The 25,066-nt window shown below is 74.1% G+C and carries 28 protein-coding genes and 1 tRNA gene; 13 read left to right on the top strand and 16 right to left on the bottom strand.

The genetic code is table 11. From position 1 onward, the window contains the following. Positions 1-24 precede the first annotated feature (24 nt). Both ACR9E3_RS10185 and ACR9E3_RS10180 read right to left on the bottom strand, forming a co-directional pair. A complete protein-coding gene (locus tag ACR9E3_RS10185) occupies positions 25-837 on the bottom strand; it encodes an amino acid kinase family protein (protein ID WP_460380122.1) in 813 nt (270 codons plus the stop codon). Then, complete coding sequence (locus tag ACR9E3_RS10180) at positions 834-1,673, bottom strand: amino acid kinase family protein (protein ID WP_460380121.1); 840 nt, start codon at positions 1,671-1,673, stop codon at positions 834-836. Before ACR9E3_RS10180 ends, ACR9E3_RS10185 begins: the two co-directional genes overlap by 4 nt. 295 nt (positions 1,674-1,968) lie before the next feature. Between ACR9E3_RS10180 and ACR9E3_RS10175 the strand changes: the two genes are divergently transcribed. Further along, on the top strand, positions 1,969-2,430 hold the full coding sequence (locus ACR9E3_RS10175; protein ID WP_460380120.1) for a group II truncated hemoglobin: 462 nt from the start codon (positions 1,969-1,971) through the stop codon (positions 2,428-2,430). 1 nt (position 2,431) lies between these two features. Here ACR9E3_RS10175 and ACR9E3_RS10170 read toward each other — a convergent pair whose 3' ends face one another. Then, positions 2,432-3,076 (bottom strand): cysteine hydrolase family protein, encoded by a 645-nt coding sequence (locus ACR9E3_RS10170; RefSeq protein ID WP_460380119.1) that lies wholly within the window; start codon positions 3,074-3,076, stop codon positions 2,432-2,434. 58 nt (positions 3,077-3,134) lie between these two features. Between ACR9E3_RS10170 and ACR9E3_RS10165 the strand changes: the two genes are divergently transcribed. Next, positions 3,135-3,776 (top strand): TetR/AcrR family transcriptional regulator, encoded by a 642-nt coding sequence (locus tag ACR9E3_RS10165; protein WP_460380118.1) that lies wholly within the window; start codon positions 3,135-3,137, stop codon positions 3,774-3,776. Positions 3,777-3,983: 207 nt separating this feature from the next. Beyond that, entirely contained in the window at positions 3,984-4,511 is a 528-nt protein-coding gene (locus tag ACR9E3_RS10160) for a L,D-transpeptidase (RefSeq protein WP_460380117.1), read from the top strand. A 4-nt stretch (positions 4,512-4,515) separates the two neighbouring features. Here ACR9E3_RS10160 and ACR9E3_RS10155 read toward each other — a convergent pair whose 3' ends face one another. Next, entirely contained in the window at positions 4,516-4,941 is a 426-nt protein-coding gene (locus tag ACR9E3_RS10155; protein ID WP_460380116.1) for a MerR family transcriptional regulator, read from the bottom strand. Between the two features lie 56 nt (positions 4,942-4,997). Here ACR9E3_RS10155 and ACR9E3_RS10150 point away from each other — a divergent pair, with 56 nt between their 5' ends. After that, a complete protein-coding gene (locus ACR9E3_RS10150; protein WP_460380115.1) occupies positions 4,998-5,822 on the top strand; it encodes an SDR family oxidoreductase in 825 nt (274 codons plus the stop codon). A gap of 4 nt (positions 5,823-5,826) precedes the next feature. Here ACR9E3_RS10150 and ACR9E3_RS10145 read toward each other — a convergent pair whose 3' ends face one another. From ACR9E3_RS10145 to ACR9E3_RS10135, 3 genes are all read right to left on the bottom strand, one after another. Continuing rightward, positions 5,827-6,849, bottom strand: a complete 1,023-nt coding sequence (locus tag ACR9E3_RS10145) for a hypothetical protein (RefSeq protein WP_460380114.1) — start codon at positions 6,847-6,849, stop codon at positions 5,827-5,829. A gap of 105 nt (positions 6,850-6,954) precedes the next feature. Beyond that, positions 6,955-7,917, bottom strand: a complete 963-nt coding sequence (locus ACR9E3_RS10140; RefSeq protein ID WP_460380113.1) for an AraC family transcriptional regulator — start codon at positions 7,915-7,917, stop codon at positions 6,955-6,957. A gap of 48 nt (positions 7,918-7,965) precedes the next feature. Next, a complete protein-coding gene (locus tag ACR9E3_RS10135) occupies positions 7,966-8,349 on the bottom strand; it encodes a DUF488 domain-containing protein (RefSeq protein ID WP_460380112.1) in 384 nt (127 codons plus the stop codon). 84 nt (positions 8,350-8,433) lie between these two features. Between ACR9E3_RS10135 and ACR9E3_RS10130 the strand changes: the two genes are divergently transcribed. The 4 genes from ACR9E3_RS10130 to ACR9E3_RS10115 all read left to right on the top strand — a co-directional run bounded on the left by ACR9E3_RS10130 (position 8,434) and on the right by ACR9E3_RS10115 (position 11,018). Beyond that, positions 8,434-8,838, top strand: a complete 405-nt coding sequence (locus ACR9E3_RS10130) for a hypothetical protein (RefSeq protein ID WP_460380111.1) — start codon at positions 8,434-8,436, stop codon at positions 8,836-8,838. 145 nt (positions 8,839-8,983) lie between these two features. Continuing rightward, on the top strand, positions 8,984-9,412 hold the full coding sequence (locus tag ACR9E3_RS10125) for a DUF6069 family protein (protein ID WP_460380110.1): 429 nt from the start codon (positions 8,984-8,986) through the stop codon (positions 9,410-9,412). A gap of 29 nt (positions 9,413-9,441) precedes the next feature. Next, the gene (locus tag ACR9E3_RS10120; protein ID WP_460380109.1) at positions 9,442-9,789 is read left to right on the top strand and encodes a YciI family protein; all 348 of its coding nucleotides are present in this window, start codon (positions 9,442-9,444) and stop codon (positions 9,787-9,789) included. Positions 9,790-9,833: 44 nt separating this feature from the next. Further along, the gene (locus tag ACR9E3_RS10115) at positions 9,834-11,018 is read left to right on the top strand and encodes an RNA polymerase sigma factor (protein WP_460380108.1); all 1,185 of its coding nucleotides are present in this window, start codon (positions 9,834-9,836) and stop codon (positions 11,016-11,018) included. Positions 11,019-11,290: 272 nt separating this feature from the next. On the opposite strand, the gene ACR9E3_RS10110 is transcribed toward ACR9E3_RS10115, so the two are convergent. The 7 genes from ACR9E3_RS10110 to ACR9E3_RS10080 form a co-directional block, all read right to left on the bottom strand. Continuing rightward, the gene (locus ACR9E3_RS10110; protein WP_460380107.1) at positions 11,291-12,244 is read right to left on the bottom strand and encodes a cytochrome c biogenesis CcdA family protein; all 954 of its coding nucleotides are present in this window, start codon (positions 12,242-12,244) and stop codon (positions 11,291-11,293) included. A gap of 1 nt (position 12,245) precedes the next feature. After that, positions 12,246-12,986 carry a DsbA family protein gene (locus tag ACR9E3_RS10105; RefSeq protein WP_460380106.1) on the bottom strand — a complete coding sequence of 247 codons (741 nt, stop codon included), beginning with the start codon at positions 12,984-12,986 and terminating at the stop codon, positions 12,246-12,248. 38 nt (positions 12,987-13,024) lie between these two features. Then, on the bottom strand, positions 13,025-13,360 hold the full coding sequence (locus tag ACR9E3_RS10100; RefSeq protein WP_460380105.1) for a DUF1330 domain-containing protein: 336 nt from the start codon (positions 13,358-13,360) through the stop codon (positions 13,025-13,027). 46 nt (positions 13,361-13,406) lie between these two features. Next, entirely contained in the window at positions 13,407-13,670 is a 264-nt protein-coding gene (locus ACR9E3_RS10095) for a hypothetical protein (RefSeq protein WP_460380104.1), read from the bottom strand. Between the two features lie 315 nt (positions 13,671-13,985). Then, a complete protein-coding gene (locus ACR9E3_RS10090; protein ID WP_460380103.1) occupies positions 13,986-14,384 on the bottom strand; it encodes a hypothetical protein in 399 nt (132 codons plus the stop codon). Positions 14,385-14,734: 350 nt separating this feature from the next. After that, positions 14,735-15,841, bottom strand: a complete 1,107-nt coding sequence (locus ACR9E3_RS10085; RefSeq protein ID WP_460380102.1) for a sulfite oxidase — start codon at positions 15,839-15,841, stop codon at positions 14,735-14,737. Positions 15,842-16,111: 270 nt separating this feature from the next. Further along, a tRNA-Arg gene (locus tag ACR9E3_RS10080) sits at positions 16,112-16,186 on the bottom strand. 86 nt (positions 16,187-16,272) lie between these two features. Between ACR9E3_RS10080 and ACR9E3_RS10075 the strand changes: the two genes are divergently transcribed. Beyond that, the gene (locus ACR9E3_RS10075) at positions 16,273-17,271 is read left to right on the top strand and encodes an NAD(P)-binding domain-containing protein (RefSeq protein WP_460380101.1); all 999 of its coding nucleotides are present in this window, start codon (positions 16,273-16,275) and stop codon (positions 17,269-17,271) included. Positions 17,272-17,544: 273 nt separating this feature from the next. Here ACR9E3_RS10075 and ACR9E3_RS10070 read toward each other — a convergent pair whose 3' ends face one another. Both ACR9E3_RS10070 and ACR9E3_RS10065 read right to left on the bottom strand, forming a co-directional pair. Continuing rightward, a complete protein-coding gene (locus ACR9E3_RS10070; RefSeq protein WP_460380100.1) occupies positions 17,545-18,330 on the bottom strand; it encodes a DUF305 domain-containing protein in 786 nt (261 codons plus the stop codon). After that, complete coding sequence (locus ACR9E3_RS10065) at positions 18,327-19,001, bottom strand: DUF3105 domain-containing protein (protein WP_460380099.1); 675 nt, start codon at positions 18,999-19,001, stop codon at positions 18,327-18,329. Before ACR9E3_RS10065 ends, ACR9E3_RS10070 begins: the two co-directional genes overlap by 4 nt. Before the next feature lie 444 nt (positions 19,002-19,445). Here ACR9E3_RS10065 and argS point away from each other — a divergent pair, with 444 nt between their 5' ends. The 4 genes from argS to thrC all read left to right on the top strand — a co-directional run bounded on the left by argS (position 19,446) and on the right by thrC (position 25,055). Then, the gene (argS, locus tag ACR9E3_RS10060) at positions 19,446-21,098 is read left to right on the top strand and encodes an arginine--tRNA ligase (RefSeq protein WP_460380098.1); all 1,653 of its coding nucleotides are present in this window, start codon (positions 19,446-19,448) and stop codon (positions 21,096-21,098) included. A 20-nt stretch (positions 21,099-21,118) separates the two neighbouring features. Beyond that, positions 21,119-22,579, top strand: coding sequence for a diaminopimelate decarboxylase (lysA, locus tag ACR9E3_RS10055; protein ID WP_460380097.1), 1,461 nt, complete (start codon positions 21,119-21,121; stop codon positions 22,577-22,579). Continuing rightward, entirely contained in the window at positions 22,576-23,928 is a 1,353-nt protein-coding gene (locus ACR9E3_RS10050; protein ID WP_460380096.1) for a homoserine dehydrogenase, read from the top strand. The genes lysA and ACR9E3_RS10050 overlap by 4 nt, the downstream gene beginning before the upstream one ends. An 86-nt stretch (positions 23,929-24,014) precedes the next feature. Then, entirely contained in the window at positions 24,015-25,055 is a 1,041-nt protein-coding gene (gene thrC, locus ACR9E3_RS10045) for a threonine synthase (RefSeq protein WP_460380398.1), read from the top strand. Positions 25,056-25,066: the final 11 nt, after the last annotated feature.

Here is a 25,066-nt window from a genome sequence, read left to right as displayed (position 1 = left end):
CCGTGACCCGTCCCCGGGCCGTGCTCAGACCGCGGTGACGGTGACGCCGCCGTCGCCCGCGAGCCCGCCGGTCAGCGCTCCCGCGGAGGTGCCGTCGACCAGCGTCATCGACCGGACGTGCTTGGCGGCGCCCAGGAGCTCGAGGGCGAGCCGGTCGACGGGCAGGTCGCCGTCGCGGGAGAGCAGCTCCTTCGCCGACACCTCCTCCGGGAGCCCCCGCAGCGACGCCGCGTCGCGCACGTAGACGAGCCGCGACGCGCCGTAGGCGTCGGCGAGCAGCAGCGCGCCGGTGTCGGTGCGGTGCACCGGCAGGCGGCCGGTGCTCGCCGGGAACTCGTGGACGCCGTAGGGCGGGTAGCCGTTGGACACCGCGGCGTTCGCGGCGGCGAGGTGTACCGGCAGCTGGGCCGCGACCGTGGCGTGCGGCAGGTAGGAGACGCCCTCGGCGGCCAGCAGCGAGGCCACGAGGCGGCCGTTCTGCTCGGCCTCGGTCGCCGCGAGCCCGGCCAGGGCGCCCGCGGGCAGGCCCAGGTCGAGCCCGACGCCGAGGACGTGGCGGGCGCGGATGCCGGCGCCCGTGAGCAGCAGCATGCGGTGGTCGCCGCTCGTGATCAGACCGCGCAGCTCGTCGACCAGGGGCGCGAGCACCTCCCGGCCGCGGTCGACGATCGTCGAGCCGCCGAGCACGACGACCTCGAGCCACGGCAGCAGGCGCACCGGCGCGACGTCGTCGGTGCCCGCGGCGCGCACGAGGTCGCGGTCGAGGAGGGTCTGGCGGACGAAGGCCGACTCGACGTCGCGGCCCGAACGGTTCGCGGGGTCCATGGCGCGGCTCATCGCGCTCCTCCGGCGTGGATGATCGTGCCGACGTGCTCGCCGGCGAGGGCGCGGGTGAGGTTGCCGGGCACGAGCCCGTTGATCACCTGCACGGATCGGACGTGGCGGGCGTCGCGCAGCAGCTCGAGCATCGGCCGCTCGAGGACGACGTCGGGCAGGTCGCGGGCCATCAGCTCGTCGACGGTGATCTCGCCGATGAACGTCGCGGACGGATCGGTCTTCGGGTTGGCCGTGAACAGGCCGTCCTCGTCCTTGACGAAGATCATCTGGCGACAGGCGTAGGTCTCGGCGACGAGGTAGCAGCCCGCGTCCGTGCGGTAGGGCGGGACGACCCCCTCGGCCGGCACGCGCTGCCACAGGGCGTAGGGCGGCATGCCCGGGAAGATCGCCGCGCCGACCTCGGCGAGGCGCAGCGGCAGCGTCGCGAAGGCGTTGGGCTCGACGACCGGGATCCCGTGCTGCGCGAGCAGGTAGCCGAGCATCGTGGCGTTCTGCCCGGCGACGGCGGAGCCGATCTCGGAGAGGACGCCGGTCGGCAGGCCCAGCTCGCCGGCCAGTGCGTAGGCGTGGCGGGCGCGGGTGCCGCCGCCGGTGCCGATGAGCATCCGGTGCTGCGCGGTCGCGGCCACGAGCTCGTCGACCAGCGGCAGGACGGCGGTCCGACCGCGGTCCATGACGCTCTGGCCGCCGATCTTGAGCACGCTGACGTCGGGCAACACCGGGGTGTCGGGCGCCTCGTCGCTGAGCGCGGCCAGCCCGGCGTCGTCGAGCGAGCGGCTGCTCAGCAGGTCGGCGAGTTCGGCGAGCCCCGCCGACCCGCCTGCGGACACGGACACTCCAGGACCTCCTCGACGTGACGGTGATGAGGACCAGGAACCGCGGCGGCACCGGGGGGCGGCGCGGCATCGGTCCTGGTCACGGCCAGGCTAGAGGTGACGGAGCCGTGCGCGCGGCACCGGCGGGCCGCGGCGCGAACCGCAGCTACGGCGGGCCCCGGGACGCCTCCGACGTGGACGCGGAGGGCCGCTCGCGGGGGCGACGTGTCTACGGAGCGGTCGCACGATGGTGTGACCTCGACCACGCCGACCGCGGTGCTGGCTCTCCCGTCCCACCTCTGATTACAGTGTTGCAATGACGCCGACGCTCTACGAGTGGGCGGGCGGGACCGAGGCGTTCCGTCGTCTCATCGACGCGTTCTACGACCGCGTCGAGCAGGACGACCTCCTGGGCCGCCTGTTCCCCGGCGGGGTCTCCGAGGAGCACCGGTCGCACGTGACCACCTGGTGGGTCGAGGTGTTCGGCGGCCCCGCGGAGTACACCGCGACCCTCGGCGGCTACGAGCGCATGCTCGCCCACCACCGCGACCTCGGGATCACGGCCGGCGAGCGCCGCCGGTTCGCCGAGACCATGAGCCGCGCCGCCGACGACGCGGGCCTGCCCGACGACCCGGAGTTCCGTGCCGCTTTCGTCGGCTACGTCGAGTGGGGCACGCGGCTGGCGCTGCACAACTCCCAGCCCGACGCGGCGGTGGTCGAGCGCGCGCCCGTGCCGCGGTGGGGCTGGGGCGTCGCGCCGCCCTACCAGCCGTCCTGAATCAGGCGGGCGTCCCGGCCCGTTCGGCGACGACGGCGCGCACGACGTCGGCGGTCTGCACGATGCGGGCGAACACCATGCTCAGGCTCGCGCAGGTGGCGGCCTGCAACGTCGATGCATCGACGCCGGCCATCTCGCGGGTCGCCGTGGCGTCGTCGACGAAGAGCACGTGGAAGTCGCGGACGGCCGCCTCGCGGGCGGTGGTCTCGCAGCAGATGTTGGTCGCGATGCCGGTGATGATCACGGTGTCGATGCCGCGATGGCGCAGGATGAGCTCGAGCTCGGTGGCGTGGAACGCGCCGTAGCGCGGCTTGTCGAGCACGACGTCGTCCGCGCCGACCTCGAGCGCCGGGTGGAGCTCGGCCGTCGGGACCCCTGCGGTGTACAGCTCGACGATGAACGGCGGGACGAGGCGGTCCATCACCGGGCCGACGTCGGAGCGGTCCGGCCGCATCCACCCGCGGGTGTGCACGATCAGCGCGCCGGCGTCGCGACAGGCCCTCGTGAGGGCGTTGATCCGGTCGACCAGTGCCCGCCCGCCCGGCGCTGCCAGCGGCGTGTCCTCGACGAAGCAGCGCTGCATGTCGACGTCGATGACGGCCGTGCGGGCCGGGTCGAGGACGAGGTCGGTCGTGGGTGCGGTCATGGTGGTTCCCCCCGGGTGCAGCGATGATGCATTAATACAGTGCTACTGTATCGAGTCGATGCCGCCGGTCAAGAGAGCTCCCAGGACGCGCCGCGAGCAGCAGGCGGCGCAGACCCGCCGGCGGATCGTCGACGCCGCCACCGCGCTGTTCGCCGACCCCGGCTACGCCGCGACCACGATCTCGGCGATCGCCGAGCGCGCCGACGTCGCCGTCGAGACCGTCTATGCCCGCTTCCGGAACAAGGCGGGGGTGCTCGACGCGGTCCTCGAGCCGGCGGTGGTGGGCAACGATCAAGGCCTCGACATCCTCGACCTGCCCGCGATCGCCGAGGTCCGTGCGAGCACCGACCAGCGCGAACAGATGCGTCTCCTCGCGCGCTTCTCGCGCACCTTGCTGGAGCGCGCCGCGCCCGTCCAGCACATCCTGGCGCTCGCCGCGGCCGTCGATCCCGGCGCCGCGGACCTGCGGCGGCGCGATGTCGAACGCCGCGGAACGGTTCAAGCCGCCTACATCGAGATGCTCCGGGCGAACGGCCCGCTCCGGGAGGGACTCGACGTCGGAGAGGCCGCCGCGACGTACGCCGCCATGGCGAATCCCGGGACGTTCTCGCTGCTCACCGAGCAGTACGGATGGAGCGCCGACGCGTTCGAGGTCTGGCTGGCCGACTCCCTGATCCGCCTCCTGCTCGACCCGTCGTGATCGGTGCCGGGGGAGTGTCGCGGCGGCGAAGCCCCGGCATTTCCGTCGATTTCCGAAGAATGTGCACGAATCGTCGGCCTTCGTTCTCCGCGAATCGGACCGTGCCGGGGCGTCCGCGAAGGGATGTCGGCGGCGGGGTCATACTGACCCGCGGTGGCAACACATCGGAGGCGTCGCGCGCGGCCGGTCCTGACGGTCGCCGCCCTCGTGGCTCTCGTGGCCCTGACCGCGATCGCGGTCGTCGGGCTCCTGCGGGGTGGGGCGGACGACGCCGGGCCCGCCGCGGCGGCGGCCCACGTCGCACCGGCTCCCGCTGCCCCGGCACCCCTGGGCGCGGAACCGGCCGTGATCGCCGACAAGACCTCGTGCCCCCGCCAGGTGGTCGCGTGCGTCGACCTGCGGACCCACCAGAGCTGGCTCCAGCACGACGGCACCGTGGTCTACGGCCCCGTCCCGTTCCTCCCCGGCGCCGAGACCGGCCGGGTCGCGCCCGGGCCGACGAGCTCCGCGACGCCCACGGGTCTGTTCCACGTCCAGCGCAAGAAGGCCGACGAGGTCTCGAGCGAGTACGACGAACCGATGCCGCACGCGGTGTTCTTCGCCCCCGGCGGCATCGCCTTCCACGAGGGCAGCCTCACCGACTCGTCCCACGGCTGCGTCCACCTCGAGGGCGCCGACGCCACCGCCTACTTCCAGCACCTGGAGATCGGCGACCCGGTGCTCGTGTTCTCCTGACCGCTCACTCGCAGGTGGGGCCGTCGCGCCAGAGCTGGTCGGCGGTGCCGTCGGCGAGGGCGTTCTCGTAGATCTCGACCTTGGTGTGGATGACGGCGAGAGCCTCCTGCAGGTCGGCGACCTGCTGCTGCACCGTGCGCTCGTGCGCCCGGAGGATCGCGAACCGCTCCTCCTCGTTCCCCGGACCCTCGCGGACCAGTGCGACGTAGCGGTGGATCTCGGGCAGCGGCATGCCCGAGGAGCGCAGCTTGGTGCAGACCCGCGCCCAGTGCGCCTGCTCGGCGGTGTAGAGGCGCCGACCCGCGGCGTTGCGGCGCACCGGCCCGGCGAACAGGCCCTCCTGCTCGTAGAACCGCAGCGTGTGGGTGGGCAGGCCGGTGCGCTCGCTGACCTCGCCGATGCTCAGGAGCGTCTCTGTCTCGGTGGTCACAGGTCCCAGCCTACGGCTTTGACTTCAAGTCGACTTCAACTCCTAGCGTCGCCGGCATGGCTACCACGTGGTTCATCACCGGCACGTCCTCCGGCTTCGGGCGGCTGCTCACCGAGCGCCTGCTGGCCCGCGGCGACCGCGTCGCCGCCACCCTGCGCCGCCCCGAGGCGCTCGACGACCTCCGCGTCGAGCACGGCGACCGGCTCTGGGCCGGGCGTCTGGACGTCACCGACGCCGTGCAGGTCCGCCGGGTCGTCGACGACGCCTTCGCCGGGCTCGGCACCATCGACGTCGTCGTCAACAACGCCGGATACGGGGTGTTCGCGTCGGTCGAGGAGGCGAGCGACGAGCAGATCCGGCAGGTCGTCGACACCAACCTGCTCGGGTCGATCCACGTCGTCCGCGCCGCGCTGCCCCACCTGCGGGCCCAGGGGCACGGCCGCATCCTGCAGATCACCACGGCCGGCGGGCAGACGACCTACCCGAACTTCGCCTATTACCACGCCTCGAAGTGGGGCATCGAGGGCTTCGCCGAGACGGTCGCCCGGGAGATCGCCCCGTTCGGCATCGGTATGACGATCGTCGAGCCCGGCGCGACGCCCACCGGGTTCGGCGCCGCGCTGTCGACCGCGCCCGTCATGCCCGAGTACGAGGACACGCCGGCGGGGCAGGTGCGCCGGGCGCTGACCGGCGGGACCTTCACCCTGCCCAACGACGCGGCGAAGATCGCGGGCGCGGTGATCGACCTCGTCGACTCCGGCGAGACGCCCCTGCGCCTGCCGCTGGGCACGGACACCTACGACGACGTGCGCGCCTCGCTCGTCGCCCGGCTCGCCGAGCACGACGCCCACCGCGACGTCGCGTACTCGGTGGCGCGGTGAGGGCTCAGAACGAGGCCGCGGCCTCGGCCAGGTTGGTGACCTTCTGCTCCAACAGCGGGCGGTCGGACGCCGGGTGGCGCCCGAACCCGCAGGACATCGACAGGCGGAGACGGTCCTCGCCGACGGCCCGCGCCCAGCCCGCGGCGCGTTCGCGGATCTTCCACACCGGCATGGGGGAGTAGTCGGCCTCGTCGACGAGACCGACGGTGACCGAGATGCTGCGCGGGACGTCGGCGAGGGCGTCGCGCTCAGCCCACTCGCTCCAGTACGTCGCCTCGAGCAGCGCGTCGTCGACCACGCCGTCGAGCCGCTGGAGGATCGGCACCCAGGGGGCGAGGCGCAGGACGCTCGAGATCGGCCGGCCCTTGTTGTTGCCGTTGCAGAAGTGCACGCCGCGTGTCGTGCCCTCGACGCCGTCGAAGCAGGCCGCGATCATGTCCGCGCCCGCGTCGGCCGTCAGGTGCCCCTCGTTGACGAGCGTCGCGATGATCGGGGCGTCGAGCTGGACGTGCGGGCAACCGGCCGCCGCGAGGGCCCGGAGCTCGGCGTTGACGATCCCGAGCACGGCGGGCATCGCCTCCTGGATCGCCCCCTGCTGGTCGAGCAGCGCGGGCACCAGGATCTCGAACGGCGTCACGACGGTCGCCTTCGTGACGCCGCCAGGAAGCGTGCGGTCGTGCTCGTACGCCGCGGCGTAGCCCAGACCGCGCGGCGCGGTGATCTCGCCGTCGATCGTCACGTGGCCGAAGTCGTCGTAGTCGTACTCCTCGAACGGCGGGGCCTCGTCGACGGTGATCCCGGTGAGGAACTGCGGCAGGGTGGCCACGAAGTTCTCGACGAAGTACTCGCCGCTGGTCCAGTCGGCGAACCCGTAGCTCCGCTGCTCGCGGATGGCGCGGGTCGCCCAGGCGTCGGTGACCTTGCGGGCCGCGTCGCCCGTCGGGTCGGCGCGGCGGGCGTGCTGCAGTTCCTCGACCTGGTCGTCGTAGGGCCACCACGACCCGACGACGGTGGTGGGCAGGGCCATGACGGTCTCCGTTCCTCGCCGGCTCCTCGGCGTCGAGGCCGGGACGCTAGGGACGCCGGTGTCCCGGGGACGATCCGGAACGCGTCGCCGATCCGGAACGCGCAGCTACGCACCGCGGGTGCGGCGCAGCACCTCCGACGGCGGGGCGCCGAACCGGCGCCGGTACTGCGCGGCGAACCGGGGGACGTGGGTGAAGCCCCACCGGCCCGCGGCCTCGGTCACGGAGGCGGGGAGCGCGCCGCCACGGCCGGAGAGCTCGGCGTGGACGCGGTCGAGGCGAGCGTCGCGCAGATAGACCCCCGGCGGGACACCGTGCTCGTCGCGGAACGCCGCCTGCAGTGCACGGACGCCGACACCGGCGGCGCGCGCCATGTCGGCGACGGTGATCGGTTCGTCCAGGTGCCCGTGCACGAGGTCGACGGCGCGCGCGGTCCGCCCGCGGGTCTCCGTCGGGGCGTCGTCGGCCGGCGCCTGCGCGGTCAGCAGGCCCGCGATCAGCAGGTCCTCCGCCTGCGCGGCGGCCAGCGGGTTCGCCGTCAGGGCGCCGCTCTCGGCGTCGGCCACGACCCAGCGCACCAGGTGCAGCCAGCTCCGGACGGCGGGGCTCCGGGCGTCGAGGGTCGGCGCGAGGCGCGAGCCCGTCCCGGTGACCCGGGCCCGGGCGTCGAGCCGGGGACGGTCCACCAGCACCGAGAGCTGGCGCATGTCGGGGTTCCAGCGCATCTCGAACGCGGTGCCCGGGTGGACCACCGAGCCCGCGACACCGTCGCCGACGCGCACGGCCCGGGCGCCCTGGCGCACCTCGGCGCGTCCGCTGAGGGCGATGTTGACCGCGTAGTAGTCCAGCGGGTCGGGACGGATCGTCACGGGGGCGCCCAGCTCGAGGTAGACGATCCGCGTGCCGCCCAGACGGACGGCGTTGGCCCGCGCGCAGAACCCCGCCGAGCGGGGCGTGTCGAGCACGTGCGGGCTGAAGACGGTGCTCAGACGCTCCTGGGCCTCGTCGACGTCACGGGTGCGGACCGACCGGTGCGCGGCGAGCAGCTCGGGCCTCGGCGCGCCGGTCATCCGCCGACGGTCGCGCCGCGCCGACCCGGCCGCCACCGCGGATCCCGCTCACCGGGACCGTCCGGCGTCCTCCGATCCGGTCGACCGCAGCACCTCCGCCAGGACGGTGGCGTGGCTGATCGTCACGTCCCGGGTCGCGGTCAGGAGGGTCAGGCGCTGCCCGCCGACCCAGTCGGTGAGGTCCCGCAGCGCCGCGGCCCGCTCCGGTTCGTCGAGCTCGGCGCGGTAGCGGCGCGCGAAGTCGTCGAACCGCTCGGGGGCGTGGCCGTACCACCGGCGCAGGTCGGTCGACGGGGCGACGTCGCGGCACCACCGGTCCAGGTCGGCCCGGTCCTTGGCGAGCCCGCGCGGCCAGACCCGGTCGACGAGGACGCGCAGGGCCGCCGGATCCGTGCGCGGGTCGTAGACGCGGCCGACCTCGACCTGGGGCATCGCGTCATCCTCGGCCATCGCGGGTTGCCTCGGACGGCCCGGGGGTACTGGCTCTGGGTCACCGACCCGGGGGGGGTGGACGTGGTGGAGAGGCACAGGACGGCGCTCCTCGCGCTGATGGCGGGCGCGTCCGCGTCGCTGGTCCCGGGCGTCGCGCACGCCGACGCGGTCCACGTCGACACGGCCCACGTCGACGAGCCCGCGCTCGCACCCTCGCCCGTCGCCGAGGCACTGCCGTACGGCGGACAGCTCGTCCCCGGCGTCCCGGCCGTCGGCACCGACGAGATCGTCGAGGTCGGGCTCCTCGGGTTCGGGGCGCTCAACGCGGTCGGGCTGGTCGCGGCGGGCGTCGTCGACGCCGTCCGTGGGCCCTCCCCGGAGGAGACCCGGCGGGCGCTCATGGCGCGGTCGGGACCCGGCACGGTGTCCGAGCGTGTCCGTGACCGCCGCGGTCGCGCGACCGGGACGCCCGCCCTGCGCGCGGCCTGAGCCGACCTCCGCGGGTCATGCCGTCGGGCCCTCGAAGATTCTCCTCCAGAAATTTCCGGGGCCGTGTCGAAAAGACGTCGTCCCCGTTCGTCGCGTGGGTGAGAGACCGGCAACCGCGCCGGTCCCGCACCCACCGGAGGTCCCCGTGTCCACCACCGCCACCACCACCGTCCCCACCACCGACGCGCCCGCGACCACGCCGACGCTCGGCTCGGTGCTGCTGACCGGCGCCGGGGCCACCGTCGCCGCCGCGATCGCCACGGCCGCCGTGGCCGCCGCCGGGCAGGCCGTCGGCATCGGCACCGCCGTGTCCGGGGCGACGATCCCGGCGCCGGGCTTCGCGTTCCTGACGGCGATCTTCTCGGTGGTCGGGCTGGTCATCGCGACGGCGCTGCGCCGGTTCGCCCGCCACCCGCGCACCGCGTGGATCCGCACCACCGTCGCGCTGACCGTGCTGTCGTTCGTGCCCGACGTGCTCGCGGAAGCCACCGTCGCCACCAGGATGCTGCTGATGCTGACCCACGTCGTCGCCGCGGCCATCGTGATCCCCGCCGTCGCCCGCCGGCTGTCCTGACCGACCCCCGCACGCACGAGGAGAGAGCCATGCACTACCTGATGGGTGTCCGGATCGACGAGAGCGCGCTCCCGTACTCCGAGGAGGAGATGCAGGCCAGCTTCGCCCGCGTCGGCGCCGTCAACGAGGAGATGAAGGCCGCCGGGATCTGGGTCTTCGGCGGGGGGCTGCGGCCCTCCGACAGCGCCACCGTGGTCCGCGTCGAGGACGGCCGCACCGCCATGACCGACGGGCCGTTCGCGGAGACGAAGGAGCAGCTCGGGGGGTTCTACGTCGTCGAGGTCGACGATCTCGACGCGCTGCTGCCCTGGGCCGAGAAGGTCGCCGAGGCCTGCGGTGTGCCGATCGAGGTGCGCCCCTTCGACGGCATCGCCTGACCGCCACGATGGTCGAGCCCCGCTCCGCTCCGTCTCCCGAGCCGATGGACCTCACGAGCGTCTACCGGGCCGAGTACGGCCGCTGCGTCGCCACCCTGACCCGCCTCCTCGGCGACATCGGGCTCGCCGAGGAGGCCGTCCAGGACGCGTTCGCGACGGCCATGGAGAAGTGGCGGGACGAGGTCCCGCGCAACCCGGGCGCCTGGATCGTCACCACGGCCCGGAACCGGGCACTCGACCGCCTCCGTCGCGAGTCGACCCGCGAGGCCCGCCACGCGCAGGCCCTCCTGCTGCACGAACCGGACGAGACCGAGGAGGTGGGACCGGTGCGCGACGACCAGCTGCGACTGATCTTCACCTGCTGCCATCCGGCGCTGTCGCCCCTCGCGCAGACCGCGCTGACCCTGCGGCTCCTCGGCGGGCTCGAGGTCCCCGAGATCGCCCGGGCGTACGTCGTGCCCGAGGCGACCATTTCCCAGCGCATCGTCCGCGCGAAGAAGAAGATCCGTGACGCCGCTATCCCCTACCGTGTCCCCGGACCCGCTGAGCTCCCCGACCGGTTGCCCCCGGTGCTCACCGTGCTCTACCTGATCTTCAACGAGGGTTACACCGCGACGGCCGGCCCGCTGCTGCGCACCGATCTGTCCGCCGAGGCGGTCCGCCTGGCCCGCGCGCTCGCCGACCTCATGCCCGACGAGCCGGAGGCGCTCGGCCTGCTCGCGCTGCTGCTGCTCACCGAGGCGCGGCGCCCCGCGCGGGTGGGACCGTCCGGCGAGCTGGTGACCCTGGCCGAGCAGGACCGCGCGCTGTGGAACCAGGAGCTGATCGCCGAGGGGCACGCGCTCGTCCGCCGGTGCCTGCGCCGCGACCGCCCGGGCCCGTACCAGATCCAGGCCGCGATCAACGCGGTGCACACCGACGGCGAGGCCACCGACTGGGCGCAGGTGCTGGCGCTCTACGACCAGCTCCTGGAGCACAACCCGACCCCGATCGTCGCGCTCAACCGTGCCGTCGCCGTCGCCGAGGTGCACGGGCCGGCGGCCGCGCTCGCGGCCGTCGACGAGCTGGACATCCCCGGCTACCACCTGCTGCCCGCCACCCGCGCCGACCTGCTGACCCGCCTGGGGCGGACCGACGAGGCGCGGCGGGCCTACGACGAGGCGATCGGGCTCGCCGGCAACGACACGGAGAAGACGTTCCTGGAGGGCCGACGCGCCCTGCTGGCGTGACCCCACATCGTGCGGGAGTCACGGGCCGGTCACGGGGGTACTCCGGTGCATGGACCGGACCCACCGCCGACCACCGCCGGCCGGTGCGCCCCGCCGCGTTCCCGGGCCCCCGCGCCGGTCGTCGGTCACCCCGGTGGCGGCGCCCGCGACCCGCTGGACGAGCACCGCGCGGTCCGACGGACCCGCGCACGGCCGGCCGCGAAGCCCCGCCCGGAAGGTCCTCGCCGGTTCCGCCGCGGCCTTCATCGTGTTCGTCCTGGCGTTGCTGCTCGTCACCGGCGTCGAGGTCGTCCTGGGCGAGCCCTTGTCGGGCGGCCACCGGGGTCAGACGAGCCTGGGCGAGGTGCTGCACCCGGCTCGGTGACCCCGTCGTCGAGCGGGTCCCGGTCGGTGTCGGCCGGAGCGCTCGGGGCGCGGTGGCGGTGCAGGCTCCACCACGTGATCAGCCCGATCACCACCGCGGCCGCCCCGAGCAGGGCGAGGTCGGGGACGGCGTCGCCGATCGACAGGACCGTGTTCTCGGCGGCGGCCGCGGTGGACGCGTCGGCACCGGTGAGCCCGGCGGTGCCGTCGAAGACCACGAACAGCACCCCGATGACGACGAAGAGCAGCCCGGAGATCGTGGTCGTCGTGTGCAGGTGCAGCGGCCCGAGCCGGTAGGACCGGCCGCGCAGCCAGCGCCGCCGGCCGAGGTCGAAGCGCTGCCACAGCGCGGCGAGCACGAACAACGGCAGTGCCATGCCGGCGGCGTAGACCGCCAGGAGCGCGGCCCCGCGCAGCGCCTGGCCGCCGGCCGCCGCGACGGTGAGCACCGCCCCGAGGACCGGGCCGGAGCAGAACCCCGCGAGGCCATAGGCCGCCCCGAGTCCGAGGGTCGCCAGCCAGGTCCCGCGGCGGGCCATCCGGTTCTGGAGCCGTCCCGCGGCGGCGAGGGCCCAGCCGCCGCCGAGGATCTGCACGACGCCGAACCCGACGATGACCGTTCCGGCGACGGTGATGACGGTCGCGCGGTACTCGGTGAGCAGCGAGGCCAGCGCCCCCGACCCCGCGCCGAGCGGGACGAGGACGACCGCCAGGCCGAGCAGGAACACCCCGGTCCGGGCCACGAGCTCGGTGCGCCCGCTGAACGCGTAGGCGAAGAACGACGGCAGCAGCAGGGCGCTGCACGGGCTCAGGAGCGCGAGCACACCGCCCGCGAAGGCCGCCGCGTAGCCGATGTCGAGCACGTCAGCGGCTCCGCGCGAGCGCGGCGTCGATGGCCTGCTGGAACGTCGCGAGGGGCTGCGCGCCGAAGATCAGCTGGTCGCCGATGACGAAGCTGGGCACGCCGCCCACCCCGAGCCGGGCACCGAGCCGTTGATCGTCCGCGACCGCCGCGGCGATGCGCGGGTCGGCGTAGTCGCGCTCGAACCGGGGCACGTCGAGACCCAGCCGTCCCGCGAGCGCGGTCAGCGAGGCGTCGGTGACCTCGCCCCGGTTCTCGGGTGGCTGGTCGCGGTACAGGGCGGCGTGCACGTCCCAGAACCGGCCCTGCCGGCCGGCGGCCCGGGCCGCCCGGGCCTCCAGGACGGACTCCGGGCCGAGGTAGGCGAAGTCGTGCCACTCCACGCGGACCTGCCCGCTGTCGACGTACTGGCGCAGCAGCGCCGGCTCGGTGGTGGCCGTGTAGAGCCGACAGAAGGGGCACTGGAAGTCGCCCCACTCGGAGACCACGACCGGGGCGTCCGGGCGTCCCAGCGCGAGCGGGTCGCCCGATTCCCGGCGGGGGACGGTCAGCCGGGCCGCGGCCGTGGGGTCCTGGGCCGCGGGGCCGTCGGAGCCCGTCGGAGCGGTCGAGGTGTCCACCGTCAGGACCGCGAGCACGGCGAGGACGACCAGCGCGAGCGCCGCTCCGAGCAGGATCCGTCCGCGGCGACGGGCCGGGGCGTGATCGCGGTCGGGTTCCGGGGGCGCGGAGCTCGGTCTCATGCCGGGGGGTTCGCCGCCGCGCCCGCTGCCGTTCGGCCTCACCGGTCCCGGCCGTTCACCACCGGCCGCAGGTCCTCGAGCTTGTCGTAGGCCCACCAGAGGTAGTTCTCGGTCCCGCCCTCGCGGAGCGGGTGGAGGTCGATGTGGTCGGGGTCGTCCTTGAACGCCTGGAAGGCCTCGGCGGACGGCCACTCGACCAGCACGAGGACCTGACGCGGCGAGCCCCCCGTGCTGGGCGAGCTGTCGCTCAGCTTGCCCAGGGCGACGACGCGGCCGCCGTGCTTGCCGACCGCGGCCGCGGACCGCTTCGAGTAGGCCTTGTAATCGTCGTTCGGGGCGAGATCGAAGAGGTTCAGCGCGTAGACGGCACTCATGGCGGCAGTCTTCCCGAGGGCACCGACGACGATGCGGCGCGGGCGTTCAGAGAGCGGCGCGGTACGGGCCGTGCTCGTCGGTGGCGTCGACGGCGAGCCAGCCGCGCGTGGTGATGCCGCGGTCGTCGAGCACGCGGACGGCCACCGCCTGAGCGATCCGGGTGGCGGCGTCCGGACTCGCGCCGTGTGCGGCGAGGTTCATGACCCAGCAACGCCGTCCGTGCCGATAGCCCGCGAGCAGCCAACCGGCCGGAGGGTTGAACACCAACATGTAGTTGGTGGCGACCACCCGATCCGGTTGAACACTCACTGATTCCTCCTCGCGTTCGTCGAGGTCGCCGTGGTCGGCACTTCTCGTGCGACCGGGAGAACCTCGCGCCGCCGCTCCCGGCGGGAGATCGACGCGCGGGTCGACGAGGCCCCGAGAGCGGTGGAAAGTGTCGTGACGGTGCCGATGGCGAGGGCGGCCACCGCCTCACCGCCGAGATCGACCAGATCGGCCGTGATGTCCCGCGCTGTCCTGAGCATGATCTCCTGTCGTCCAGGTCACTGCGAATCGTGATTCACCGGAGTGCGTCGGTCGGAGGCCCCGAATGTCGTCACGAGTCGTCGCGACTGCCGGGGTTCACCGGGTCACGGCGATGCGCCAGGAACTGTCGTCATCGGTGCCTGCCGAGGGGGTCGGGCTTCCGGCCGGGTCGACTCCGAGGCGCCCGGCGACGTCGGCCGACGCGCCGTCCCGTGCCCGGCGGTGGCGGCCACGGCGACGGCCGGGAGCAGCGCTTCCGCCGTCGGACCCGTCCTGGCGGAGCACGATGCGGATGTCGTCCTGGGTCTCCCGCAGACGTCGGATCGGGGTGGCTTGCAGGAGCACGAGGAACTGCGACCACCGTGCACCGATCACGCGGGTCCGAATACCGAGGTGACCTTGCTGTAGTTCCCGCAGCGCGGCCAGTCCCTCTTCGCGACAGACCGACACGGCCGCGACGTTGACGGTGGCTCGGGTGTGGCCCCCGTCGGCCATGCATCGACACCGCTCCACCAGAGAGTGGGCGGCGGTGCCGTCGAGCTCGCCCGTCAATGCGATCCGAACAATGTGTCTCTCCATGTCATCCCCCGCGTACTCCGTGCGCACGACTATGGCGCGCCGGATCGTTCCGCGACAACCGATGTCGATCAGTGACGGAGATCGGGGACGACATCACTCGCTCGGCGGTCATCGATGTCGCTCCGCGGACCCGTCGCCGTCACAGGGGATTCGGTCTCGTTCCTTTCGCGCGGCCGACAGTTCTCGCGACGGACAGAGGAAATGGTGCGCGCCATCGCGCGGCTGTCACGGGGTGCCCCTCCGGCGGGTGCGCGGGACCGGGTTCCTCAGGCCTCGGCGGTGAGGTCGACGGAGGGCCAGGCGTTGTTGATGTAGCCCTTGGGGTTCCAGAGGCTGGCGGCGTGCTCGGGCTGGAGGGCGGCGGAGCTGTCCCAGGCGCGGGCGACGACCCGGTGCTCACCGGGGGGAAGGTCGAGGGTCGTGCGCCAGAACCGCCAGGCCCACGGGCCGGGCCGCTCGTCGAGCTCGGCCTGGTGCCAGGTGCGGCCGCCGTCGCCGGAGACGTCGACGCGGACGACGTCGCGGTCGCCGCCGGCGAAGGCGTAGCCGGTGACGTCGGTGGGCCCGGCGGTGACGACGGCGCCGTCGTCGGGGCGCAGGATCGCGGAGTTGAGCGCGACCGCGGTCAGCTCGACCCCGTCGCCGGGTGCGGGGTCGTCGTGGTCGGGGGGCAGGAGCCGGTAGGCGCTCTGCTGGAAGAAGTTGTCCGAGGGGCGGTCCTGGGCGGTGACCTGCTCGACCCACTTGACGCTGCGGGCCCCGATCCAGCCCGGGACGACCACGCGCACCGGCGCGCCGTGGGGGACGGCGAGGGGCTCGCCGTTCATCTCCCACGCCAGCAGCACCTCGGGGCTCCTGGCCTTGTCGGCGGTGATCGACCCGCCGTAGGGCGCCGGCGGGGTGGCCTCCGGGGCCACGTCCGGCGCGAGGAACGCGATGTCGCTGGCCTCGTGGTGCAGGCCTGCGGCGGCGAGCACGTCGGCGAGCCGGGCGCCGACCCAGCGGGCGGTGGAGGTCGCTCCGTCGGTCCACGGGTGCTGGCCGGGGATGTCCCGCACGGCCAGGAGCCCGACGCGCCGGTTGCCGGCGCACTGCAGGGTGGCGGTGACCTCGTGGTGCTCGAAGCGCTGCAGCTCGTCGAGCGAGAGGCTCAGCGGCTCGTCGACCAGGCCGTCGACCCGCAGCCGCCACTGCTCGGGATCGAGCACGGGCAGCTCGCCGTGGTTGCGGCTGTAGAACGTCTCCACCGGTGTGATCGCGTGCTCGGCGAGCGCCGACCGCGGCGGTTCGGCGTTGTAGGGCTCCTGCTCGTGGACCAGCATGTCGGGTCGCTTGGTCCCGGCTCCGGGGTGCGCTGTCGTCGCCGTCGGCATGGGACCACCCTGCGACCGGTGCGAGCAGCGCGCCAGCCACGGCGTCGTTGCGGACCCACGACCTGAGGTCGTGACCCTCGCCGGCCCCGTGACCGGCCCCGGCCGACGGGGCCGGGTCAGCGTCGGCGCTCGTGGCGCGTGCTCGCCCGACGGAGCAGCGCCGACAGGACCAGGTCGTACGACGCGAGAGCGGCGACGCGCGCGGGCAGGGTCATCGATCGAGGTGATGGGGTGTCGCCCGCGCATCCGATCGTCGGCCACGTGATCGACTGGTGCCCCCGGCAGGATTCGAACCTGCGCTCCCGCCTCCGGAGGGCGGTGCTCTATCCCCTGAGCTACGGGGGCGTACCGACGACGAGCCTAGCGCACCGACGTGATCGGATCGGCGGGGCGGGGTGGTGCGCGGACGGGTCGCCGACCACGCTCGGGTGATGGCTCACGCGAAGATCCACCGGGACCGCAGCATCGAGGCGTCGGACCTGGCCGCCCTGTCCGGGCGCACGATCGCCGTGCTCGGGTTCGGCAACCAGGGCGCGGCGCAGGCCGCGAACCTGCGCGACTCGGGGCACGCGCCGATCGTCGGGAACCGGGACGACGAGTACGCGACGTCGGCGGCCGAGGAGGGCTTCGACCTGCGCTCGATCGCCGACGCCGCGGCGGCCGCCGACGTGGCCCTGCTGCTGGTGCCCGACGAGGTGCAGCCCTCGCTCGTGGCGGAGCAGGTGGCGCCGGGCCTGCGCGCGGGCGACACCCTGGTCGTCGCCAGCGGCTACAACTGGGCGTTCGGGCTCCTCGAGGTGCCCGAGGGCGTCGACGTCGTCATGGTCGCGCCGCGCATGATCGGCGCGGCGGTGCGCGACCGCTACGTCGACCGCCACGGCTTCCCGTGCTTCGTCTCGGTGGAGCGCGACGCGACGGGCCGGGCGTGGGACACGACGATGGCCGTGGCCAGGGCGATCGGCGGGACGCTCGGCGGCGCGATCGTGTCGAGCGCCCGCGAGGAGGCCGCCCTCGACCTGTTCAGCGAGCAGGCGATCTGGCCCGCGGTCCTCGACGTCCTGCGCACCGCCCACCGTGTGGCCGTCGGCGCGGGGTTCACCGAGGAGGCGGTGCTCAACGAGCTGTACCTGTCCGCGGAGCCGGCCGAGGTGTTCGCGCACATCGCCCGCGACGGGCTGTTCGGGCAGCTGGGGCTGCACTCCCGGACCTCGCAGTACGGGCAGCTGCGGTCGCTGGCCGCGCTGGACGAGCACGGCGAGCTCGCGACGCGGTTCGGCCGCGTGATGCACGAGGACATCCTGTCCGGGGACTTCGCCCGCGAGTGGAGCCGGCCGGAGGCGGGGGAGCGGCTCGACACCCTGCGCCGCGAGGCCGACGCCACGCCGCTCGCGGTCGCGGAAGCGGAGGTCCGGGCGCGCCTGGACCGTTGAGATCGGAGTCCTGGTGACGATCGCGCGCACATCTGACCGCGATCGTCACCGAGACGGCGATCGGGGACGCCGCGCGCGGCCGGGACGTCCACCTGTCGACGTCGGACACCGAGGATGTGGATTTCCTGACGCTGAGCGTCAGCGTGGCCGCCACGCTGACACACCCCGTGCGTCAGCCGCCCCGCGGCGTGTCGCGCGAGCGAGGATGTGGCGATCCTGGCGTCAGACGCCAGCAAAGCCGCATCGCTCGAACAGACGCGCGCGCCAGGACGCTCAGTTCATCGGCATGGGCATGCCGGGCATCGGCATGCCGGCGTGGGGGTCGGGGGCCGGGAGGGGGGCGGCGCCGCGGTCGGCGAGCATCTGGGTCATCGTGCCGACCTCGGCGGTCTGGGACGTGACCATGCTCTGGGCGAGCGCGCGCACCGCCGGTACGGAGGCGTCGGCGGCGGCCGCCTGCATCATCGGCAGCCCGCCCTGGTGGTGGCGCAGCATGAGCTGCAGGAAGACCACGTCCATGTCGCGGCCGGTGGCGGCGCGCAGGCGGGCGAGGTCGTCGGCCGAGGCCATGCCGGGCATCGCCGAGGTCGGCATGCCCATCCACGCCATGTACCGGCCGCCCGGGGGCGTGGTCGGCTGCCCCCAGAGGGTCAGCCAGCCCTCCATGCGCCCGGTCTGGGACGTCTGGGTCGACTCGATGTCGAACGCGATCTGGCGGATCTGCGGGTCGACGGTGTTGGTGCGCGCCCACACGGCCATCTGCACGCCCTGGTCGTGGTGCACGACCATGTCCTGGAGGAAGCCGACGTCGATCGAGTCCTCGGCCGGCCCGTAGGTCTCGGCGGTCGAGCGGCCGATCTCGATGCCGCCGATGACGCCCACCAGGACGAGCAGCAGCGCCAGGCCCCCGGCGACGAAGGCCTTCGCCCACGGCGGGCTCGCGACCCACCAGCCGGGACCGCGCCCGCCCTCGTCGTCGCCCCCGTCGCCGCCGTCGTCCACGGGCGGCGGCGGATCGGTGCGGTCGGTGTCGGCCTTCTCGTCGGCGGGTGCGCTCATCCGGCGCCGTTCCCGGCGTTGGCGCCGCGCCCGTCCATCGTCACCGCGTTGGGCGGCGGCGGGCTCGGGTCGAACGGCGGCGGGTTGTCCGGGTCGAAGTAGCCCGGGCCGAGGGCGTCGCAGCTCGCGCCGACCTCGGGGTAGGCGTACTGGTTCTGGCGCAGCGACGAGACGAACTGGTCGATGCGCGGGTCGTTCGCGTCGGCGAGCTTGAGCTCGTGGCCCCACGACTGCAGCGCGATCGGCTGGTCGAGCCCCGGGTAGGGCGACATCATCGTGTAGTTCTGGCCCGACACCTTGGCCGCGAGCGTCTGCACGGCCGGGCCGGTGACCTGCTCGGGGTTGTAGGCGATCCACACCGCGCCGTGCTCGAGGGAGTGGACCATGTTCTCGGTGCGCACCGGGTTCGGGTAGACGACGCCGTTGCACGCCGCCCAGTACGCGTCGTGCGGCCCGCCGAACGGGGGCGAGCGGTCGTAGGCCACCCGCTGCTGGGCGGTGACGTGCTGCTGCCCGGCGTACTGCCCGGTGACGACGCCCGGGATCGCCAGCGACGGGTCGCGATTGTCGTCGCTGGGGCGCCAGGCGCTGACCTCGCTGTTGCGCATGAGCGCGAACCCGATGATGCCGGCGGCGAGCAGCACGACGACCGTGACGGCGCCGATCACCATCCACGGCACCTGGCGCCGCGTCCCGGCCGCGGGCCGCTTACCGCGCGTGACGGGATTGGGCCCGCGCTTGGTGGCGGTGCGCTGACCGCCTTGCTGACCGCCCTGCTGACCGCCGCGCCGGCCGTTGCCCGAGCGCTGCCCGTGGGACGAACCGCCCGTCCCGCCCGACCGCTTCCCGTTCGGGCGCGCACCGTCGCGACCGCCGCGCGAGGGGCCCGAGGACGACCGTCCCGACCCCGAGCTCGACCCGCTCCGACGGCCGGACCCACCACTCGCCATGGGCCGGAGTTTACGGAGAGCCCGGTGACACCCTCGTGACGGGTGCACACGCCGCGTGATCATCCCGGTCCTTCACGGAAGCCTCACCGGAACGCCGCCACAGCCCGTGACCATGCAGTCCGGCGGCCTCCGATCGCGCGTGCGGCGGTCCCTAGACTCTCGGAGGTGACACCCGCTGCCCTCGCCGATCTCCTGCACGCCGTCGCCGTGGACGTGCTCACCGAGCGCGGCCTCGACACGACGGTGCTGCCGGAGACGGTCACGGTGGAGCGGCCGCGCAACCCCGAGCACGGCGACTACGCGACCAACATCGCGCTGCGCTCGGCGAAGAAGGCCGGGGTCGCGCCCGCCGACCTGGCGGGCTGGCTGGCCACGCGCCTCTCCGACACCGACGGGATCGCCACCGCCGAGGTCGCGGGCCCCGGGTTCCTCAACCTGCGCCTCGCGGCCGACGCCCAGGCGGGCATCGTCGCCGACGTCCTCGCGGCCGGCGCGGGCTACGGGCACACCGACGCGCTCACCGGCCAGGCGATCAACCTCGAGTTCGTCTCGGCCAACCCGACCGGCCCGATCCACCTCGGCGGGACGCGCTGGGCGGCGGTCGGCGACGCGCTGGGCCGGGTGCTCGGCTCGCAGGGTGCCGCGGTCACCCGCGAGTACTACGTCAACGACGCCGGCGCGCAGATCGACCGGTTCGCCGAGTCCCTCGTCGCCGCGGCGGAGGGCCGCCCGGTACCGGAGAACGGCTACGGCGGGGCGTACGTCGCCGAGGTGGCGCAGAAGGTGGTCGACGCCGAGCAGGGCGTGCTCGACCAGCCCGAGGACGAGAAGACCGCCGCGTTCAAGCGCCTCGGCGTCGAGATCATGCTCGACGAGATGCGGGCGAGCCTCGAGTCCTTCGGCACGCACTTCGACGTGTGGTCCTCGGAGCTCGCGCTGCACAGCTCCGGGGCGGTCGAGAAGGCGGTGCAGGACCTCAAGGACGACGAGGCGCTGTACTTCGCCGACGGCGCGTGGTGGATGCGCTCCACCGACCACGGCGACGACAAGGACCGCGTCGTCATCAAGTCGGACGGCAGGCCCGCCTACATCGCCGGCGACATCGCCTACTACCGCGACAAGCGGGCCCGGGGCGCCGACCTCGCGATCTACATGCTCGGCGCCGACCACCACGGCTACGTCCACCGGCTCAAGGCCGTCGCCGCGGCGTTCGGTGACGACCCGGCGCGGGTCGAGGTGCTCATCGGGCAGCTGGTGAACCTCGTGCGCGACGGCGAGCCGGTCAAGATGTCCAAGCGCGCCGGCACGATCATCACCCTGGAGGACCTCGTCGACGCCGTCGGCGTGGACGCCGCCCGCTACACGCTGGCGCGCTCGTCGGTCGACCAGGTGCTCGAGATCGACCTCGACCTGATCTCGAGCCGCACCAACGAGAACCCCGTGTTCTACGTGCAGTACGCGCACGCCCGCCTGAGCTCGCTGGCGCGCAACGCCGCCGACCTCGGCGTGAGCGCGGACGACCCGGACCTCGGTCTGCTCACCCACCCCCGCGAGGGCGACCTCATCCGCACCCTCGGGGAGTTCCCGCGCGTGCTGGGCTCGGCGGCGGGCCTGCGCGAGCCGCACCGGGTGGCGCGCTACCTCGAGGAGCTCGCGGGCGCGTACCACCGCTTCTACGACACCTGCCGCGTGCTGCCCCAGGGCGACGAAGCCCCGGCGGGAATCCACACGGCGCGCCTCGCGCTGTGCTCCGCGGCCCGCCAGGTGCTCGCCAACGGCCTCGACCTGCTCGGCGTCAGCGCGCCCGAGCGCATGTGACCTCTGGAGATCGTTCACCCATGACCCGCGCCCATCCCGCCGGGCCCCGCCACGCCGACGTCATCTCCCACCACGAGGACGGCACGGCGCCCCCGGACGCGGCCGCCCTCGACGCCCTGCCCGCCGCGGTCTGGCCCCGCCACGCCGTGCGGCGCGACGACGGCGTCGTCGAGCTCGCGGGCGTCGACGTCGGCACGCTGGCCCGCGACCACGGCACCCCGCTGTTCGTCGTCGACGAGGCCGACTTCCGGTCGCGCTGCGCCGAGCACGCGGCCGCGTACGGCGACCCGTCGCTCGTGCACTATGCGGGCAAGGCGTTCCTCACCGCCGAGATCGCCCGGTGGGTCGCCGACGAGGGCCTCGGGCTCGACGTCTGCACCGAGGGCGAGCTCGCGACGGCGGTGCGCGCCGGGTTCCCCGCCGAGCGGATCACCGTCCACGGCAACAACAAGAGCCGCCACGAGCTGGCCGCGGCCCTCGACGCCGGGGTCGGGGCGATCGTGCTGGACTCCTACACCGAGATCGCGCGGCTCGACGAGATCGCCCGCGAGCGGGGCACCCGCGCGCCGGTGATGGTGCGCGTGACGGTCGGCGTCGAGGCGCACACCCACGAGTTCATCGCGACCGCGCACGAGGACCAGAAGTTCGGGTTCTCCCTGGCCGCGGGCGACGCGGCCGAGGCCGTGCGCCGCGCGGTGAAGTCGCCGGGGCTGCACCTCGTCGGCCTGCACAGCCACATCGGCTCGCAGATCTTCGACGCGGACGGCTTCGAGCTCGCCGCCCGCCGGGTGATCGGCCTGCTCGCCGAGATGCGCGACGAGCACGCCGACGCCGTCGCCGATGCGCTGGGCACCGTGGACCTCGGCGGCGGCATGGGCATCGCGTACACCACCGCCGACACCCCGCGCTCGCCCGCCTGGCTGGCGTCCGAGCTGCGCGCGATCGTCGACCGCGAGTCCGCGCGCGTCGGGCTGGCGCCGCCCCGGATCGCGGTCGAGCCCGGCCGCGCGATCGCCGGACCGGGCACGGTGACGCTCTACGAGGTCGGCACGGTCAAGGACGTCGAGCTCGGCGGCGGCCTGCGGCGGCGCTACGTCAGCGTCGATGGCGGCATGAGCGACAACATCCGCACCGCGCTCTACGACGCGCACTACGACTGCCGGCTCGTCTCGCGCGCCGCGGGGTCAGCCCCGGACATGGACGGGTCGAGCTCGGCTGCGCTGCGTCTCCCGGTGCGCAGCCGCGTGGTCGGCAAGCACTGCGAGTCCGGCGACGTCGTCGTCCGCGACTGCTGGCTGCCGGCCGACCTCGCCCCGGGGGATCTCGTGGCGGTCGCCGCCACCGGGGCCTACTGCTACGCGATGGCCAGCGCGTACAACAAGGTGCCGCGTCCGGCGGTCGTCGCCGTGGCGGACGGCACGTCGCGGACGCTGCTGCGCCGCGAGACCCTCGACGACCTGTCCCGGCTGGAGGTGTCATGAAGTCCGTGAACGTGGCCCTCCTGGGCTGCGGGGTCGTGGGTTCCCAGGTGGTGCGTCTGCTGACCGAGCAGGCCGACGAGCTCGCCGCCCGGATAGGGGCGCCGCTGACGCTGGTCGGCGTGGCCGTCCGGCGCCCGCAGCGTCACCCCGACGTGCCGGCCGACCTGCTGACCACCGACGCAGCGGGCCTCGTGACCCGCGACGACGTCGACGTGGTCGTCGAGCTGGTCGGGGGCATCGAGCCGGTGCGCGGGCTGCTGCTCACCGCGCTGAAGAACGGCAAGTCCGTGGTGTCGGCGAACAAGGCGCTGCTGGCCGAGGACGGCGCCGCCCTGGCCGCCGCGGCCGACGAGTCCGGCGCCGACCTCTACTACGAGGCCTCGGTTGCCGGCGCGATCCCGCTGCTGCGTCCCATCCAGCAGTCGCTGGCCGGCGACCGGATCGTGCGCGTCGCGGGCATCGTCAACGGCACCACGAACTTCATCCTCTCGGCGATGGCGTCCTCGGGGGCGAACTACGCCGAGGCGCTGGAGGAGGCCGGGCGGCTGGGCTACGCCGAGGCCGACCCCACCGCCGACGTCGACGGCTACGACGCCGCGTCGAAGGCCGCGATCCTCGCGAGCCTCGCCTTCCACACCCGGGTGACCGCCGACGACGTGCACCGCGAGGGCATCCGCGACGTCAACGCCGCCGACATCGCCGCGGCGAAGGCGCTCGGGTGCACCGTGAAGCTGCTGGCGATCTGCGAGCAGACAGATGGCCACGTCTCCGCGCGCGTCCACCCGGCGATGATCCCGCGCTCGCACCCGCTGGCGTCGGTGTCCGGCGCCTACAACGCCGTGTTCATCGAGGCGGCCGCGGCCGGGCAGCTGATGTTCTACGGCCAGGGCGCCGGGGGTCCGCAGACGGCGAGCGCGGTGCTCGGCGACCTCGTCGCCGCCGCGCGCAACCGGGTCATCGGCGGGCGCGGCCCGCGCGACTCCGCCCACGCCGACCTGCCCGTGATCTCCATGGGCGAGACCCGCACGCGCTACCACGTCGCGCTCGACGTCACCGACCGCGCGGGGGTCCTCGCGCAGGTCGCGGGCGTGTTCGCCGAGCACGGGGTCAGCATCGCGACGGTGCGCCAGGAGGGGCGGAACGGATCGTCGGGCGAGGGTGACGTGGACGATGGCGCGCCGGGCCCGAAGGACGCCACACTGGTGATCGTGACCCACTCCGCCCCGGACGCCGCGCTCGCGGCCACCGTGGACGCGCTCACCGGGCTCGACTCGGTGCGCGGGGTGGCCGGGGTCCTGCGGGTCGAGGGGCTGGGCCGGCCGGTCACGGAGCTGGGAGGCGGATCGTGACGGGAGTGGTCCCCGCCCGGGAGACGGAGCGCAGCCGGAGTCGACCCCTCGAAGCAGCGCTCGGGGCTCGCGTCGAGTGGCCCGGCATCATCCACGCCTACCGCGAGCGCCTGCCGCGCGTGCAGCCCGGCTGGGACGTCGTGACGCTGCGCGAGGGCGGCACGCCGCTGCTGTCCGCGCCGTACCTGTCGGACCTCCTCGGCTGCGAGGTCCACCTCAAGATCGAGGGCGCGAACCCGACCGGCTCGTTCAAGGACCGCGGCATGACCGTGGCGATGACGGAGGCCCGTGCCGGCGGCGCGCAGGCGGTCATCTGTGCGTCGACGGGCAACACCTCGGCCTCGGCCGCCGCGTACGCCACGCGGGCCGGCATGACCTGCGCGGTGCTGGTGCCCCAGGGCAAGATCGCGCTGGGCAAGCTGGCCCAGGCCACCGTGCACGGCGCGCGCATCCTGCAGCTCGAGGGCAACTTCGACGCGTGCCTCGAGCTCGCCCGCCGCTCCGCCGAGCAGTACCCGATCGCGCTGGTCAACTCGGTGAACCCGGCGCGCATCGAGGGCCAGAAGACCGCGTCGTTCGAGATCTGCGACCAGCTCGGCCGCGCGCCGGACATCCACGCGCTGCCCGTCGGGAACGCCGGCAACATCACGGCCTACTGGCGCGGCTACACCGAGTACGCCGGTGACGGCGTCGTCGCGGGCACGCCGCGGATGCTCGGGGTGCAGGCCGCCGGCGCCGCGCCGCTCGTGCACGGGGCACCGGTGAGCGATCCCGAGACCCTGGCGACGGCGATCCGCATCGGGTCGCCGGCGTCCTGGGACGGCGCGATCGCCGCCCGCGACGAGTCCGGCGGCGAGATCCTCGCCGTCGACGACGACGCCATCGTCGAGGCCTATCGCCTGCTGGCCGCCCGCGAGGGCGTGTTCGTCGAGCCGGCGTCGGCCGCGTCGGTCGCCGGTCTGCTCGCGCGGTCGCGGGCGGGACGCCTCGAGAGCGGGTCGCTGATCGTGGCCACGGTGACCGGGCACGGCCTCAAGGATCCGGCGACCGCGCTCGCGGACGCCTCGGACCCGGTGGTCCTCCCGCCGCAGGTGGACGCCGTCGCCGACGCCCTGGGCCTGCGCTGAGCGCCGGGGCG

This window comes from Actinomycetospora sp. C-140 (genome assembly GCF_054796175.1).
Note: the sequence above shows the minus strand (reverse complement) of the source record. Positions and strands in the feature narration are given on the sequence as shown.

Excerpts from the sequence above, each read along its gene's own strand:
- ACR9E3_RS10075 (WP_460380101.1), top strand. The coding sequence starts at position 16,273 with ATGGCTCACGCGAAGATCCACCGGGACCGCAGCATCGAGGCGTCGGAC.
- ACR9E3_RS10085 (WP_460380102.1), bottom strand. The coding sequence starts at position 15,841 with ATGCCGACGGCGACGACAGCGCACCCCGGAGCCGGGACCAAGCGACCC.
- ACR9E3_RS10100 (WP_460380105.1), bottom strand. The coding sequence starts at position 13,360 with ATGAGTGCCGTCTACGCGCTGAACCTCTTCGATCTCGCCCCGAACGAC.
- lysA (WP_460380097.1), top strand. The coding sequence starts at position 21,119 with ATGACCCGCGCCCATCCCGCCGGGCCCCGCCACGCCGACGTCATCTCC.
- ACR9E3_RS10170 (WP_460380119.1), bottom strand. The coding sequence starts at position 3,076 with ATGACCGCACCCACGACCGACCTCGTCCTCGACCCGGCCCGCACGGCC.
- ACR9E3_RS10135 (WP_460380112.1), bottom strand. The coding sequence starts at position 8,349 with ATGCCCCAGGTCGAGGTCGGCCGCGTCTACGACCCGCGCACGGATCCG.
- ACR9E3_RS10140 (WP_460380113.1), bottom strand. The coding sequence starts at position 7,917 with ATGACCGGCGCGCCGAGGCCCGAGCTGCTCGCCGCGCACCGGTCGGTC.
- ACR9E3_RS10115 (WP_460380108.1), top strand. The coding sequence starts at position 9,834 with ATGGACCTCACGAGCGTCTACCGGGCCGAGTACGGCCGCTGCGTCGCC.
- ACR9E3_RS10090 (WP_460380103.1), bottom strand. The coding sequence starts at position 14,384 with ATGGCCGACGGGGGCCACACCCGAGCCACCGTCAACGTCGCGGCCGTG.
- ACR9E3_RS10165 (WP_460380118.1), top strand. The coding sequence starts at position 3,135 with ATGCCGCCGGTCAAGAGAGCTCCCAGGACGCGCCGCGAGCAGCAGGCG.
- ACR9E3_RS10145 (WP_460380114.1), bottom strand. The coding sequence starts at position 6,849 with ATGGCCCTGCCCACCACCGTCGTCGGGTCGTGGTGGCCCTACGACGAC.
- ACR9E3_RS10120 (WP_460380109.1), top strand. The coding sequence starts at position 9,442 with ATGCACTACCTGATGGGTGTCCGGATCGACGAGAGCGCGCTCCCGTAC.
- ACR9E3_RS10175 (WP_460380120.1), top strand. The coding sequence starts at position 1,969 with ATGACGCCGACGCTCTACGAGTGGGCGGGCGGGACCGAGGCGTTCCGT.
- ACR9E3_RS10050 (WP_460380096.1), top strand. The coding sequence starts at position 22,576 with ATGAAGTCCGTGAACGTGGCCCTCCTGGGCTGCGGGGTCGTGGGTTCC.
- ACR9E3_RS10105 (WP_460380106.1), bottom strand. The coding sequence starts at position 12,986 with ATGAGACCGAGCTCCGCGCCCCCGGAACCCGACCGCGATCACGCCCCG.
- ACR9E3_RS10185 (WP_460380122.1), bottom strand. The coding sequence starts at position 837 with ATGAGCCGCGCCATGGACCCCGCGAACCGTTCGGGCCGCGACGTCGAG.
- ACR9E3_RS10070 (WP_460380100.1), bottom strand. The coding sequence starts at position 18,330 with ATGAGCGCACCCGCCGACGAGAAGGCCGACACCGACCGCACCGATCCG.
- ACR9E3_RS10150 (WP_460380115.1), top strand. The coding sequence starts at position 4,998 with ATGGCTACCACGTGGTTCATCACCGGCACGTCCTCCGGCTTCGGGCGG.
- ACR9E3_RS10065 (WP_460380099.1), bottom strand. The coding sequence starts at position 19,001 with ATGGTGATCGGCGCCGTCACGGTCGTCGTGCTGCTCGCCGCCGGCATC.